At 67.4% G+C, this 14,963-nt stretch carries 12 protein-coding genes and 1 pseudogene; 9 read left to right on the top strand and 4 right to left on the bottom strand.

Annotated features, from left to right (window positions below):
- Positions 1-204 precede the first annotated feature (204 nt).
- Positions 205-1,719 (bottom strand): annotated as a pseudogene (locus ON33_RS42835) (DEAD/DEAH box helicase); the annotation flags it as partial.
- Between the two features lie 502 nt (positions 1,720-2,221).
- Here ON33_RS42835 and ON33_RS22245 point away from each other — a divergent pair.
- The 3 genes from ON33_RS22245 to ON33_RS22235 all read left to right on the top strand — a co-directional run bounded on the left by ON33_RS22245 (position 2,222) and on the right by ON33_RS22235 (position 4,504).
- The gene (locus tag ON33_RS22245; protein WP_040860889.1) at positions 2,222-3,256 is read left to right on the top strand and encodes a polyhydroxyalkanoate synthase family protein; all 1,035 of its coding nucleotides are present in this window, start codon (positions 2,222-2,224) and stop codon (positions 3,254-3,256) included.
- Between the two features lie 170 nt (positions 3,257-3,426).
- On the top strand, positions 3,427-4,152 hold the full coding sequence (locus ON33_RS22240; RefSeq protein ID WP_083869185.1) for a ferritin-like fold-containing protein: 726 nt from the start codon (positions 3,427-3,429) through the stop codon (positions 4,150-4,152).
- A gap of 124 nt (positions 4,153-4,276) precedes the next feature.
- Entirely contained in the window at positions 4,277-4,504 is a 228-nt protein-coding gene (locus ON33_RS22235) for a DUF3107 domain-containing protein (protein ID WP_040861003.1), read from the top strand.
- Between the two features lie 140 nt (positions 4,505-4,644).
- Here the strand turns inward: ON33_RS22235 and fasR are convergent, their stop codons facing one another.
- The gene (gene fasR / locus ON33_RS22230; RefSeq protein WP_040861002.1) at positions 4,645-5,310 is read right to left on the bottom strand and encodes an HTH-type transcriptional activator FasR; all 666 of its coding nucleotides are present in this window, start codon (positions 5,308-5,310) and stop codon (positions 4,645-4,647) included.
- Between the two features lie 299 nt (positions 5,311-5,609).
- On the opposite strand from fasR, the gene ON33_RS22225 reads away from it, so the two are divergent.
- The 4 genes from ON33_RS22225 (at position 5,610) to ON33_RS22215 (ending at position 9,364) form a co-directional block, all read left to right on the top strand.
- Entirely contained in the window at positions 5,610-6,803 is a 1,194-nt protein-coding gene (locus ON33_RS22225; RefSeq protein ID WP_373281052.1) for a DUF3152 domain-containing protein, read from the top strand.
- A 25-nt stretch (positions 6,804-6,828) separates the two neighbouring features.
- Positions 6,829-6,981, top strand: coding sequence for a hypothetical protein (locus ON33_RS41495; protein WP_157184668.1), 153 nt, complete (start codon positions 6,829-6,831; stop codon positions 6,979-6,981).
- 150 nt (positions 6,982-7,131) lie between these two features.
- Positions 7,132-8,316: an adenylyltransferase/sulfurtransferase MoeZ gene (gene moeZ, locus ON33_RS22220; protein ID WP_040860888.1), complete on the top strand. Its 1,185-nt coding sequence runs from the start codon at positions 7,132-7,134 to the stop codon at positions 8,314-8,316.
- A gap of 196 nt (positions 8,317-8,512) precedes the next feature.
- Positions 8,513-9,364: a TIGR02569 family protein gene (locus ON33_RS22215; RefSeq protein WP_040861000.1), complete on the top strand. Its 852-nt coding sequence runs from the start codon at positions 8,513-8,515 to the stop codon at positions 9,362-9,364.
- A gap of 149 nt (positions 9,365-9,513) precedes the next feature.
- Here ON33_RS22215 and ON33_RS22210 read toward each other — a convergent pair whose 3' ends face one another.
- Entirely contained in the window at positions 9,514-10,974 is a 1,461-nt protein-coding gene (locus ON33_RS22210; RefSeq protein WP_040860887.1) for an MFS transporter, read from the bottom strand.
- 176 nt (positions 10,975-11,150) lie between these two features.
- Positions 11,151-11,834 (bottom strand): FadR/GntR family transcriptional regulator, encoded by a 684-nt coding sequence (locus ON33_RS22205; RefSeq protein ID WP_040860886.1) that lies wholly within the window; start codon positions 11,832-11,834, stop codon positions 11,151-11,153.
- Between the two features lie 65 nt (positions 11,835-11,899).
- Here ON33_RS22205 and ON33_RS22200 point away from each other — a divergent pair, with 65 nt between their 5' ends.
- Positions 11,900-13,189, top strand: coding sequence for an MFS transporter (locus ON33_RS22200; protein WP_373281051.1), 1,290 nt, complete (start codon positions 11,900-11,902; stop codon positions 13,187-13,189).
- 269 nt (positions 13,190-13,458) lie between these two features.
- The gene (locus ON33_RS22195; RefSeq protein WP_373281050.1) at positions 13,459-14,949 is read left to right on the top strand and encodes a nitrate/nitrite transporter; all 1,491 of its coding nucleotides are present in this window, start codon (positions 13,459-13,461) and stop codon (positions 14,947-14,949) included.
- The last annotated feature ends 14 nt before the right edge of the window (positions 14,950-14,963 follow it).

Raw genomic sequence — 14,963 nt, 5'->3', positions numbered from 1 at the left:
CGGCGCGGGCGCCTCGGCGACCACGGCTTCGGTGACGGCAGCTTCGGTGACGACGGCGGCGCTCTCGCTCACGCCGTTGGTCTCGGCGGCACCCTTACCGCCGCGACGGGTCCGCTTGCGTCCGCGGCGACCGCCGTCCGCGGCCTCCTCCGGGGCGTCGGCGGAAACCGCCGCGGGGCCCTCGGTGTCGACATCGGTCTCGACCGTGGTCGCGACGGTGGCCTCGGCCGGGGTGTTGCCGCCCTTGCCACGGCGGCGACGGCGGCGACGTCGACCGGACTTCTCCGGATCACCGGCGGCCGAATCGGCCTCGGCGGCAGGGGTTTCGGCGGTCACCACGGTGGCCTCGCCCTCGGCCGCCCTTCCACCGCGGGTGCGGCGGCGGTTGCGGCTGCGCGGGGTGCGGGCCTCGCGCTCGACGACGACGGAGTCCTCGTCGCGCTCGGGCTTGCGCTTGCGGATGACGCCGGTGACGCCCTCGGGAATGCCGAGTTCCTCGTACAGGTGCGGGGAGCGGGAGTAGGTCTCCACCGGTTCCGGGATGCCGAGGTCGAGGGCCTTGTCGATCATGGCCCAGCGGTTCAGCTCGTCCCAGTCCACCAGGGTGACCGCGACGCCGGTCTTGCCCGCTCGGCCGGTACGGCCGATGCGGTGCACGTAGGTCTTCTCGTCCTCCGGGCACTGGTAGTTGACGACGTGGGTGACGTCGTCGATATCGATACCGCGGGCGGCCACGTCGGTGGCGACCAGCACGTCGGTCTTGCCCTCGCGGAACTTCTTGAGCGCCTTCTCGCGCGCGATCTGGCCCAGGTCGCCGTGCACCGCGCCGACCGCGAAGCCGCGCTCGGCCAGATCGTCGGCGACCTTCTGCGCGGTCCGCTTGGTGCGCGCGAAAATCATTGTCGCGCCACGGGTTTCGGCCTGGAGGATGCGCGCGACCAGCTCGCTCTTGTCGAGCGCGTGCGCCCGGTAGATGAACTGCGCGATGCGATCGTGCACCGCGGATTCGTGGTGCTCCTCGGCGCGGATGTGGGTGGGCCGGTTCAGGAAGGTGCGGGCCAGCGTGATGATCGGGCCCGGCATGGTGGCCGAGAACAGCATGGTCTGCCGCTGCTCGGGAACCATATTGAGGATGCGCTCGATATCGGGCAGGAAGCCCAGGTCGAGCATTTCGTCGGCCTCGTCGAGGACCAGCACCTGCACCTTGCCCAGGATCAGATGCTGCTGTTCGGCGAGATCCAGCAGGCGGCCCGGGGTGCCGACGACCACGTCGACGCCGGCGCGCAGCGCTTCGATCTGCGACTCGTACGGACGGCCGCCGTAGATCGAGGTGATGCGCACCTTGGTTCCGGTGCTGTCGTCCAGGTACTTGGCGGCGTTCTCCAGATCCTGGGTGACCTGGATGCACAGCTCGCGGGTGGGCACGATGACCAGCGCGCGCGGGGTGCCGTCCAGGGCCTTGGTGCCGGAGTCGCCGGTAGCGATGCGGTGCAGCAACGGGACGCCGAAGCCGAAGGTCTTGCCCATACCGGTACGGGCCTGGCCGATCAGATCCTCACCGGCCAGCGCGAGCGGCAGCGTGAGTTCCTGAATGGCGAAAGTGCGTTCGATGCCGATCTCGGCGAGGGCCCGGACGATTTCCGGCCGCACGCCCAATTCGGCGAAAGAGGGAGCGAGGTGGGTGTCGTCGAGTTCCGCGGTCAGCAGCGTGTCCGCCACACCCGGTTCCTGCTCTACGGTGATCTTGCTCAGGTTCTTGCCTTTCCTCGTTAATCGCGTCTCGCGCGCACGAGGCGTGGGGCGGACCCGGACGGTCCGCGACGACCACTTGATCCGTTCTCGCCGCTGCGGGATGCCTCTCCGGTGGATGGGCGTCGACCTGGCGCGGCGGTGCAGTGCTGCGGATCGGAGTGCGCGCACATTTTCCATGGGCTACGGGTATGAAATTCCGCCGCCCGCGGAGATTGTAGCGTGATACGGCCTTCGCTCCGATTTCCGCCACCGCTAATGTGTGGCGTTATTGCGCTGGTGGGCGCGCTTATCGGTAGCGAAAGGCGGCCTGATCCGGGGTTTCGCATTGCCGTTAATGATTGTGGCGCACCATAATTCGCCCGGGGGCAACCGTGTCTGCCGGCCCGTGGGCGGTCGAGCCGGCCGTGCGGACAGTTGAGTTGCTCACATATGTGTTACACCATGTACCACCATCTGCGAAGGTGGTGCCGTGAGTTTGGCAGACACCGTGACCACCGCTGCCCGCAATATGTGGGCTCTGACCTTCGGCGACGGCATCGAAACACCCGAACCGACCCCGTCGACGGTGCTGTCCGAGGCGCCGCATCGCGAACTGCGCCGCTACGATGGCGCGGGCCCCGACGATCCGGCCGTGCTGCTGGTCCCGCCGCTGGCCGCGCCCGCTTTCTGCTTCGACCTGCGCCCCGACCAGAGCCTGGCCCGGTTCCTGCTCGACACCGGTCGCGCGCCCTTCCTGGTCGACTACGGCGACATCACCTTCGACGACCGCCGCATGGGCTTCGAAAGCTGGATCGACGACATCCTGCCCGAGGCCATCCGCCAGGTCTCCGCCGATCGCGGCGGCCGCCCGGTGGATCTGGTGGGCTGGTCCATCGGCGGCGTCCTGTCCCTGCTGACCGCCGCGGCCGACCAGACCCTGCCCATCCGGTCCGTCACCGCAGTCGGCGCGCCGCTGAGCTACGCCCGCATGTTCGGTGCGCGTGAACTGCGCGTCCTGTCCCGCGTCGAGGGCGGCCTCGCCACGACCACCGCCATTCGCGCGCTCGGCGGCGTCCCAGCGCAGATGACCCGGATCGCCTACCGCGCCACCGCGTGGGACCGGGAACTCAAGCGGCCGTACTTCATTGCGAGCAATCTCGCGGATACCGCGACCCTCGCCCGTATGGAGACCATCGACCGCTTCCAGAATTCGCTGCCCGGCTATCCGGGCCGCTTCTACAACCAGCTCTTCGGCCGCCTGCTCCTCAACGACGACATCGGCAAGGGCGGCCTGCGGCTCGGTGATCGCGAGATCGCGCTGGCCGACATCACCCAGCCGGTACTGCTCGTCGGCGGGCCCAACGACGCCATCACCCCGGCCGGCGCCGTGAAACACGGCACCACGACGCTGACCGGCTCGACGGACGTGCGATACGAGACCGCACCCGGATCTCACCTCGGCATTCTCATCGCCCGTGACACCACCTGGACCTACCTGGACAAATTCCTGCGCGATCAGCCCTGACCGCGGGATCCCTCGGCGGCGGGCAATCTGCGGGAACGGCCGTCGCCGAGCGCGACGAGGTTCTGGATTGCGTTGTGTCGCATGGCGTTATGAACGGGACGAGGGCGCGCCTCGCCCGGGGTGGTCGATGGGTGAATGCGCGTCGTTTTCTGCCGCTAGGGTGGGGTCCCATGGGAGCAAACTCGTCCACCGCGCTCGGCGCTGCCTCGGAGTCCTCTGACGACAGTTTTTCCACATCCTCCGACGGCCGTATTTCCCCCGAACACCCCGGAGTCACCGACCTGTTCGCGGTGCTCGCCTACGGTGAGATCTCCGCCTTCTACCGTCTCGCCGAGGAAGCCAAGCTGTCGCCCACGCTGCGCGGGCGGGTCGCCGTCGCCAAGATGGCGGGCAACGAGATGGAACATTTCAAGACCCTGGAGCGGGCGCTGGCCGATCACGGTGTCGACATCTTCGACGCCATGGCCCCGTTCGTGCGCGCCCTGGACGCCTATCACGCCTCCACCGACCCCTCCACCTGGCTGGAGTCGATGGTCAAGTTCTATGTCGGCGACGGCATCGCCGCCGACTTCTACACCGAGATCGCCGGCGCCCTGGCTCCCGAAGTCGCCGACGTGGTGCGCGATGTGCTGGCCGAGACCAGTCACTCCGAATTCGTGATCGAGGAGGTGCGCACCGCGGTCGCCCAGAACCGGTCCGAGCGGGACCGCCTGGCGCTGTGGGGCCGCCGCCTACTCGGCGAGGCCATCACCCAGGCGCAGTACGTGATGGCGCAGCGCGACGAGCTGACCGAGCTGGTGCTCACCGCCACCGGCGATCTGAACGGCATCGTCACCCTGTTCGAGCACATGCAGAACAGTCACGCCGAGCGCATGCGGGTCCTCGGCCTGAGCTGACGCCCGGCTTGCTCCCCGCCCGCCTGTGCTGTTCGCTGACAGCGCAGGCGGTCGCGGCCGGACGCTGTCCCGGCTGCGCTAGCGTGATCAGGACAGCACAGAACTCTAGGTTCGGAGGTTGGCCGTGGAGGTCAAGATCGGCATTTCGGATAGCCCGCGTGAACTCGTCATCAACAGCTCGCAGTCTCCCGCCGAGGTCGAGGCGGCCGTCACCGGCGCGCTCCAGGGCGATGGGGGCGTCGTGACGCTGACCGACGAGAAGGGCCGCAAGTTCCTGATCCAGGCCGCGAAGGTCGCCTATGTCGAGATCGGCACCCCCTCTTCGGGTCGCGTCGGCTTCGCGGCCGTCTGACCGAACTCTAGGAGATTCCCGAAACCCCTAGTGGCATAAAAGAATTGCCCCGCCGAGCGACTCGGCGGGGCAATTCTTTTAGCGTTGTTCGGGATTCGAGGGATTACCCCCGAGTCGCGAGAAGCGAGAGAATTTTTCTCTCAATCCATCGGATGCAACGGCACGTGCTTCAGACCACCCCAGCACAGCGCGACGGTGGTGTCGACCGCGTCGTCCTTGGTGATCGGCCGGTCCGCCTCGAGCCAGTAGCGGGCGCTGAGCTGGCTGGCGCCGACCAGGCCGACGGCGAGCACGCGGGCTCGGTAGGGCTCCAGGCCGGAGTCGTGGGCGACCAGGTCGAAGACGGCGTCCACGCAGGCCTCGGTGGCCTGCTCGACGCGGCGCTGCACCTGCGGCTCGTTGGTCAGGTCGGATTCGAAAACCAATCGGAAGCCCTGGGTTTCGTGATCGACGAAATCGAAGTAGGCCTGCACGGCGGCGCGCACACGCTGCTTGTTGTCGGTGGTGGAGCGCAGCGCCTGGCGCACGCTCGACACCAGGGCGTCGACATAGTTCTGCAGGACGGCCAGATACAGTTCGAGCTTGCTCGAGAAGTGCTGGTAGAGCACCGGTTTGCTGACGCCGGCGCACTGCGAGATCTCATCCATGCCCGAGGCGTGATAGCCACGTAGCACGAAGACCTCGCTGGCTGCGGCGAGTAGCTGCGCCCGGCGCGCCTCGCGGGGCAGGCGGGTGCCACGCTTGCTTGCCGCCATGGCCTCGGATGACGTGCGGTGCGACGTCATCCGGTCCACGAGGTCAGTCATTGCCTTTTCTCCCAGTTGATTCCCGGTGGGAAGGATGTCACCGGTATCCCACGAACGATACTCGCTCATGGGGCCCGTGCCGATCCAGGTTCCGAATATTGGTGTGCTGGTTGTTGTCGATCAGCACCTGTGATGGTCGAGTGGGTCCTCGCGTCGATTATGCGAGACCGATCACAACTGTGTAGCACATGTTCCGAATTGTGAGCTCTGCCGCATTGACGTGAGATATCTCGCAGCAATAGCGCCGCCCGGGTACGGCCCTTCCGTGCGTGGGGCCGGGCTGTGAGAGTCTGTCAGGCGTGACCGACCATGGGGGCAGTAGTTCCGGCGGGCGCGATGCGCGCCGCCCCGTGGGGGCCGGTGTGCCGAAGGCCACCGGAGACAAGCGACGGGGAAGACCCAGCGGACCGGTCTACGATCCGCTCGGTCTGTACGTCGGTGACCAGGCGTCGCAGACCGGCCCATCGGTATCTTCCGGGCTCATCACACCGCCCGCACCCGTACCCGATCCGAGTCAGCCCGCCGGCGACCAGCTGCCGCTGCCGCACCAGCCGCTGCGCGCCCGCTGGGACCCCACCGCCCCGCCCGCCGACGCCCGCAACCGGCAGCGCCCGGACCGCGAGACCAAGAAGCAGAGTCCGCTGGGCCGGTTCGTGAACACCTACGGCTGGCGCGCCTACGCCCTGCCCGTCCTGTTGATCATCACCGTGCTGGTCGCGGTGGACGCCCTGCGCCACACCGGCGACAGCGACACCGGACTGCCCGGCTTCGGCCGCCTCAGCGAGCACACCGACAAGCCCAGCGGCATCATCGGCGGCGCACCCAAGGGCGATGGCAATTACGCCGCCGACCTGCCCACCGGAGCCGTCCCGCCCGGCGGGCCCTACACCGACACCGGCACCGGGAACTGGCACGTGGTGCCCGGCAACACCGCTCAGGTCGGCGCCGGCTCCCAGCACGTGTTCACCTACACCGTGGAGATCGAGGACGGCGTCGACACCGCCAGCCTCGGCGGTGATCCGGCCATCGGCCAGATGATCGACGCCACGCTCGCCAATCCCAAGTCCTGGACCCATGATCCGAAGTTCGCGTTCCGCCGGGTGGATACCGGCAATCCGGATTTCCGCGTCTCGCTGACCTCCCGCGACACCACCCGCAAGTCCTGCGGGTTCGAGATCCCGGTCGACTCTTCCTGCTACAACGCCGATCTGGGCCGCGTGCTGCTCTCGGAGGTGCGGTGGGTGCGCGGGGCACTGGCCTTCGAGGGCGATGTCGGCTCCTACCGGCAGTATCAGATCAATCATGAGGTGGGACACGCCATCGGCTATCACGAGCATCAGCCGTGTGAGGTCGACGGCGGCCTGGCGCCGGTCATGATGCAGCAGACCTTCGGGACCAAGAACAACGACATCGCGAAGCTCGATCCCGAAGGCGTGGTGCCGATGGACGGCAAGACCTGCCGCTTCAACCCCTGGCCCTACCCGCGCGCCTGAACCACCTCGGGCTCGGCGGATTCCGTTGCGGCCGAACCCCGGTGCCGGGCAACGGCACGACGTCGTCGAAGCCGCCAACCTCCACGTCCTCACCCTCGATCGCGACGGTGTCCCCCGCGTGGACCTCTGCCACTCCCCGGACCTCTTCCGCCTCTTCGACCTCCCCGCCCGGGTCTGAGGCTGCTCCGATCGCCCGGCTTTCCGGGGCGTCAGCCCCTGAGAGCGTCGAGAGTCGTACCTCACCTAGGCTGGGGAAGAACGACCCGCCTTGCGGTGTTGCAGCAATGGCCGCGAGTTTCCGGCGAATTCGATTGAGGAGTCCGAAGACGTGTCATCGCATCCCTCCCTGCCGCCCCTGGTGGAGCCGGCGGCGGAGCTGACCCGGGACGAGGTCGCCCGCTACAGCCGCCACCTGATCATCCCGGACCTCGGGGTGGACGGTCAGAAACGTTTGAAGAACGCCAAGGTGCTGGTGATCGGCGCCGGCGGGCTGGGTTCGCCCGCGCTGCTGTATCTGGCGGCGGCGGGTGTCGGCACGCTCGGCATCGTGGAGTTCGACGAGGTCGACGCCTCCAACCTGCAGCGTCAGATCATTCACGGCGAGTCCGATATCGGCCGTTCGAAGGCGGACAGCGCCCGCGATTCGATTCTGGAGATCAATTCCGGAATCACCGTGGTGCTGCACAAGATTCGCCTCGAACCCGACAATGCGGTCGAGCTGTTCAGCCGTTACGACCTGATCGTCGACGGCACCGACAACTTCGCCACCCGCTACCTGGTGAACGATGCCGCGGTGCTGGCCGGCAAGCCCTACGTGTGGGGTTCCATCTACCGGTTCGAGGGCCAGGTCTCGGTGTTCTGGGAGGATGCCCCCGACGGCCGCGGCATCAACTACCGCGACCTGTACCCGGAGGCGCCGCCGCCGGGCATGGTCCCGTCCTGCGCCGAGGGCGGCGTGCTGGGCGTGCTGTGCGCCTCGATCGGCTCGATCATGGTGACCGAGGCGATCAAGCTGATCACAGGTATCGGCGACCCGCTGCTGGGCCGGCTCATGGTGTACGACGCACTGGACATGACCTACCGAACCATCAAGCTGCGCCGCGACCCCGAGCGTCAGCTCATCACCGAGCTCATCGACTACGACGCGTTCTGCGGCGTGGTGTCGGAGGAGGGCCAGGCCGCGGCTATCGGCTCGACCGTCACAGCCCGTGAACTCAAGGAGATGCTCGACGCGGGCAAAGATGTGGCGATCATCGACGTCCGCGAGCCGGTGGAGTGGGACATCGTCCGCATCGAGGGCGCGACCCTGATTCCCAAGGACCGCATCCTCTCCGGTGAGGCGCTGTCCGAGCTCCCGCAGAACACCCCGATCGTCCTGCACTGCAAGACCGGGATCCGTTCCGCCGAGGCCCTCGCGGCCCTGAAGAACGCCGGCTTCTCGGACGCGACCCACCTTCAGGGCGGAATCGTCGCCTGGGCCAACCAGGTCGACCCGTCCTTGCCGGTCTACTGACCAGGAACGTCGATCGATCGGGAGGCGACAACTGATTTCGGAAGGATCCGGGTACCTCCGAAATCGGTTGTGCGCCGCGCCGGCGGTCGACAACGGCACTCCGACGGCACCTGAGTCCGGCCTCGGGTCGCGGGGAGGCGGGACAGCGTGGCGTCCGATTTCCGCCTCTTCACAGCGGTACCGTACGCGCGTGACCATGACTGCTGTGGAACCTCCCGAGCATGTGCGCTCGACCTTCGGGCTGCGCGAGGAAGTGCCGGTTCCGCTGGGGAACTGGGACGGCGGCTGGCGTTGTGGCGATGTGGTGTTGAGCCCGGTGACCGATCACGCGCGTGCCGCGTGGTCGGCGAAGGTGCGCGAGACGCTGCGGGTCGACGGGCTGCGCCTGGCGCGGCCGGTGCGGGCCACCGATGGACGGTATGTCGTATCCGGTTGGCGCGCCGACACCTACCTCGAGGGTGTCCCGGAGCCGCGGCACGACGAAGTGGTGTCGGTGTCACTGCGCCTGCACCAGGTCACCGCGCATCTCGAGCGCCCGCGTTTCCTGGCCGCGCAGCCGGTCGCGCCGTGGGCGGACGTGGATGTGTTCGCGGCCGCGGATCGCGCTGCGTGGGAAGCGGTTCCGCTGCGCAGTCTCAAGATGGGCGGCATGCTGCCGGCCACCTCCCCGGACGGCGACCGTAGCCAGATCCTGATCACCCAGCTGTCCACCCTGCGCAAGCCGGTGGCCACGCCGCCGCAGCTGGTGCACGGCGATCTGTTCGGAACCGTCCTGTTCTCGGGCGCTTTCGCGCCGGGCCTCACCGACATCACCCCGTATTGGCGGCCGGCCCCGTGGGCGGCGGCGGTCATCGTGGTCGACGCCCTGTCCTGGGGCGGGGCCGACGACGGCCTGCTGGAGCGCTGGGGTGAGCTGCCGGAGTGGCCGCAGATGCTGGTGCGCGCGGTCATGTTCCGCCTGGCCGTGCACGCCCTGCACCCGCGGTCGACCCCCGAGGCGTTCCCGGGTCTGGCCCGTACGGCCGACATGATCCGCCTGCTGCTCTAGGGGACGGAACACACGAGATGGCCGTGACACGCGAAAAGGCCGCGCCGGGTGACGAATCCGGCGCGGCCTTTCACTTCCCCTGAGGATGGGGATCTTCGGAATACCGTGCTTCCGAAGCTTTCACCTGGGGCCCCGAGAGCTGGGCCTGCTCAGACGTTGGCGTGGGCCAGGGAGGGAGCGCGTCCGACCGCGAAGGACGAGCGCAGGTAGAACCACCAGCAGATCGCGCCCATGGCGAGATAGGCCACGACATAACCCCAGAAGGCCGGATTCATGCTGTGGTAGTGCGTGTTCGACAGTCGCAGGGCCTGCTGCAGAATCCAGCCACCCGCCGCGCCGACCGCGCCGATGACGCCGATGGCCGCGCCCGCCTGCCGTTTCGCGGAGATCAGCGCCTCACCGATGTCCTGCCCGGTCTCCGCGGCCCGCCGCCGCGCCTCGGCGGTGAAGATCATCGGGATCATCCGGTAGGTCGAGCCGTTGCCGATGCCGCTGAGCACGAACAGCAGCAAGAACGAGATCAGGTAGAGCGGGAAGTTCTTGGCGGACAACGACGCCACGATGAGCGCGGTGGCGACGGCCATGCCGCCGAACACGTACAGCGTGATCTTCGCGCCGCTGAGCTTGTCGGCGATCCAGCCGCCGAGGGGCCGGCTCATGGATCCGACGAGCGCGCCGAGGAAGGCCAGGTTGCCCAGCGTGCCCATCCAGCCGATCTTGGCGAGGCTGGGGAAGTTGGCCTTGAGCAGGGTCGGGAAGGCGAAGGAGAACCCGATGAAGGAACCGAAGGTGCCGATGTAGAGGATGGCCATCACCCAGGTGTGGCGGTTGGCCAGGGCCCGCTTGTAGGACGTGCCATCGGATTTCGCGCCGGACAGCGAATCCATGTAGCGCAGCGCGCCGGCGAGGGCGATCAGGATGAACGGAATCCACACCAGCACCGCGAGGGTGATTCCGAACCGGTAGCCGGCCGCGTCCTTGGCCATGATGTGGGTGCCGAGCGTGATGATGAGCGGCACGAACAATTGTGTCTGTGCCACACCGAGATTGCCGCCCGCGGCATTGATGCCGAGCGCCGCGCCCTTCTTGCCCTCGGGGAAGAAGAAGTTGATGTTGGCCATGGAGGACGAGAAGTTGCCGCCGCCGACACCGGCGATCGCGGCCAGCACCATGAACACCCACATGGGGGTCGAGGGCTGGTTGATGAAATACGCCAGGCCCAGGGTGGGTACCAGCAGCATGGCGGCGCTGAAGGCGGTGAACGCGCGGCCGCCGAATCGTGGGATGGCGAAGGTGTAGGGCACGCGCAGGGCTGCGCCGACCAGGGTCGGGGTGGAGGTGAGCAGCAGCGCGTTGTTGACCGAGTCGGGATTCTTCGCGCTCAGGAAGGCGAATCCGGCCGAGCCCATGGCGGTGACCACACTGGCCCACAGCACCCAGACGCTGAATCCGAGGTTCTCGGCGAATACCGAGAACATCAAATTCTTACGGGCGGTTTGCTTGCCGCCGTTTTCCCAGAATTCCGTGTTGTCCGGTTCCCAGTGGTCTATCCACCGCCCGCGTCTCTGGAAGGTGATGGCGGTTTCGGGTGCCTCTACTACGGTTGCCATGAGCGCCTGTCCTCTCGGCTGTCACGACCGCCCTCATCACGGGTTCCCCGAGTCGTATGGGGAACCGCTGCGGTCGCGTCCAACCGTAGGAAGCGCGTTTTACGTCCGAGTGTTTTTCCGTGACGGAGACGGTAATTCGCCCTCACCCGGCCGCGCGTCGCGTGGTGACCTTTCGGTTACTCGAAATTCGTATCAAGCGTCCGGTATTCGGCCATGAGCGAGTCGAGGAAGCAGTTGGCGGTGCGGGCCGCCCGCTCGGGGTCGCCGTCGATGACCGCCTGCACCAGGTCGGCGTGCTCGTCGTGGTAGGTCTCGCCCTCGCGCTCGGAACGGAACCGGATGCCGGCCGCGATGACGGGCAGCAACGAGTCGTAGAACTCGAGGTACACCGCATTGTGGCTGGCGACCACGATAGCGCGGTGCAGTTGCACGTCGGCCTCGATGGCGGCGTCGAAGTCGGTGTCCCAGTTGCGGGTTCGCTCGTCGAGTACGCGCCGCAGGGTGGCGATGTCGGTCTCGTCGCGGCGTTCGGCGGCGAGCCGGGCGGCGGTGGTGTCGAGGGCCCGCCGGAGTTCCAGGACGTCGCGCTGCTGGGCGTCGGCGAAGTACTCGGTGAGGGTGCCGCCGAGGGTGGAGGTGGAGATGACGTAGGTGCCCGAACCCTGTCTGCGCTCGAGCATGCCGGCGTGCACGAGGGCCTGGACGGCCTCGCGGACGGTATTGCGGCCGGTGCCGGTGAGTTCGGTGAGCTCGGGTTCGGTGGGGATACGCGAGCCGACGGCCCAACGGCCGGAACGGATTTCGGCACGAAGCTGCTCGGTCACCTGGGCGATGAGGCTCGTGCGCCGGACTGGTTGCACGGGTGACAGCGTACCTTGCCTCACATTCGTTGCATCATATCATCGGGTCATCCTATGATTTGTCGGTGACTGCGACGATGGATGAGACGAAGGCCCCCGAGCGGGGCCTTATCAATGCCCCCGCCGAGACGACCGGGTTCCGCCCCGAAATGTCGAAGCGCGCCCTGTTCGAGGGCCGCCTGCTCGTGCTCGTCGCCATCGTCGTGTCCGCCCTCACCCTCCGTGTCGCCGTCACCGCATTCACGCCCCTCGCCGCCCGCATCGGCGATGACATCGGCTACTCCACCGCGGTGGTCGGTGTGTTCGGCATGCTGCCGACCGCGATGTTCGCCCTCGGTGGGCTGCTGACCCCGGTGCTGTCGCGGCGCCTGGGCCTGGAGGCCACGGCCCTGGTGGCCATGGTCGTGACCGGCATCGGCTCGGTGATCCGCGCCCTGGTGCCCGCCACCTGGGAACTGCTCGCCTTCTCCGCGCTGGCCCTGGCCGGCATGGGTATCGGCAATGTCGTGATCCCGCCGCTGGTGAAGCGGTACTTCTCGGATCGGCTGGCCGTGCTCAGTTCGGTCTACATCGTGATGGTGCAGCTGGGCACCGTCTTCCCGGCCCTGATCGCGGTGCCGGTGGCGGATGCGCACGGCTGGCGGCTGTCGCTGGGCATGTGGGCCGCGCTGGCCTTCGCCGCCGCGCTGCCGTGGATCGCGGTGCTGCGGGTGCGGCGTGACCACGCTCGCGTGGACACCACCGAATTGCCTTCGGACGCGGTCGAATCCACGGGCAAGGTGTGGCGCTCGCCGGTGGCCTGGGGCATGGCCTTCATGTTCGGCATGACCTCGCTGATCACCTATTCGCTGTTCACCTGGATGCCGACGATCTTCAGCGATGCCGGCGCCAGTGCCTCCTTCGGCGGCAGCATGGTCGGCATCTTCGCCCTCATCGGCCTGGTGGCCGCGCTGAGCGCGCCGATCGTGGTGGGCCGCATGGCCAATCCGTTCCCGGTCGTGATCGGCTGCGCGGTGTTCTTCTACATCGGGTTCGCCGGTCTGCTGCTCGCGCCCATGAGCGCCCCGCTGCTGTGGGTGCTGGCGGTGGGTCTGGGCCCGTCGACCTTCCCGATGGCGCTGACCCTGATCAATCTGCGGACCCGCACCGGCGCCGGTTCGGCCGCGCTGTCCGGGTTCACCCAGGGCGTCGGCTACACCGTGGCATGCGTGGGTCCGCTGCTGTTCGGCACGCTGCACACGATGACCGGGGGTTGGCCGGCGCCGTTCGCCTTCCTGGTGGTGGCGGTCCTGATCCTGATGGCGGGCGCCTGGGTGGCGTGCAAGCCGCAGATGCTGGAAGACACCTGGAAATAAATTCACCGTTCGAGTTGCCGAGCCGTGAGGTTCGGGCCATGCTTTTGTGGCAAGGCTCTCACCTACCGGCTCGGTTTCGTGTTTTCAGGCGTTTTCTGGCGATTTGTGGCTGCCGGAAACCCTTGTGTCACATGCTCGAAACATAACGCGAGTTCTCACGCCCTTTGCTGGGATTTCGTGAGCAACCGTTGATTTATCGGTCATTTCGCGCAGCATCGCCGCAATACCCGTTTTCTACCTTGGGGCCATCCAGATTTCAGGAGGGCCTCTTGTTGACGACGCTGACCCGCAAGCGCGACATCGAGCATTGGGATGCCGAGGATGTCGTGGCTTGGGAAGCCGGTGGTAAGGACATCGCGCGCCGCAATCTGATCTGGTCGGTGTTCGCCGAGCATGTCGGGTTCTCGGTGTGGTCGATCTGGTCGGTGATGGTGCTGTTCATGCCCACCGACAAGTTCGGCATCGACCCGGCCGGCAAGTTCTTCCTGGGCGCGATGCCCACCCTGGTCGGCGGCTTCATGCGGATCCCGTACACCGTCGCCACCGCGAAGTTCGGCGGTCGCAACTGGACCATCGTGAGCGCGCTGCTGCTGCTCATCCCGACGCTGCTCGCGCTGTACTTCATCAACCAGCCGGGCACCTCCTACACGACCTTCCTGGTCGTGGCGGCCTTCGCGGGCTTCGGCGGCGGCAACTTCTCCTCGTCGATGTCCAATATCAACGTCTTCTACCCGCAGCGGCTCAAGGGCTGGGCGCTGGGCGTCAACGCGGGCGGCGGCAATATCGGCGTGCCGGTGGTGCAGTTGATCGGCCTCGCGGTGATCGCGACCCTGGGCAACGCCTACGGCAACGCCTCGGTGGTGTGCGCGATCTACCTGGCCCTGATCGTGGTGGCGGCGCTGGGCGCGGCGCTCTACATGGACAACGTCAAGAACCAGAAGGCCGACCTGTCCTACATGATCAAGGCGCTGCGGGTGCCGCAGTCCTGGGCCATCGCGTTCCTCTACATCGGCACCTTCGGTTCCTTCATCGGTTACAGCTTCGCCTTCGGCCAGGTGCTGCAGATCAGTTTCAAGGCCGGCGGCGCGAGCGTCGCGGCGGCCACCCTGCACGCCGCGCAGATCGCCTTCATCGGCCCGCTGCTGGGTTCGCTGGCCCGCCCCTACGGCGGCAAGTGGGCCGATCGCATCGGCGGCAGCAAGGTCACGCTGTTCACCTTCGGCGCCATGACCGTGGCGGCCCTGGTGGTCACGGTGGCCTCGAGCATGGGTGACCACGCCGGACATCCGAAGGGCGGCGTGCTGGTGGCCATGATCATCGGCTTCACCGCGCTGTTCGTCATCTCGGGTTTCGGCAACGGCGCGGTCACCAAGATCATCCCGTCGGTCTTCGAGGCGAAATCCCGCTCCCTGGAAGGTGATTCGGCCACCCGCGCGGCCTGGGCCCGCAATACCTCGGGTGCGCTCATCGGCTTCGTCGGCGCCATCGGCGCGCTGGGCGGTGTCGGCATCAACCTGGTGCTGCGCTCCTCCTACGCCTCCACCAAGTCCGCGACCACCGCGTTCTGGGTCTTCATGGCCTTCTATGTGCTGTGCGGCGTGGTCTGCTGGGCGGTCTTCATGCGCCGCCCGAGCCTGCGGGCGCTCACTCCCGAAACTGCCGACGCCGCTGTCGTCATCGAGGCCGAAGCCCTGGTGCTCGAAGCCGAAACCGGTTCCACCGCAACCGATTCCCAGTCCACTACGTCGGCTCGCGCCTGACTTCCCCATCCGCG

Source organism: Nocardia niigatensis NBRC 100131, from assembly GCF_000308655.1.
Taxonomy (GTDB): domain Bacteria; phylum Actinomycetota; class Actinomycetes; order Mycobacteriales; family Mycobacteriaceae; genus Nocardia; species Nocardia niigatensis.
This window is presented reverse-complemented; position numbering and strand designations above follow the sequence as displayed.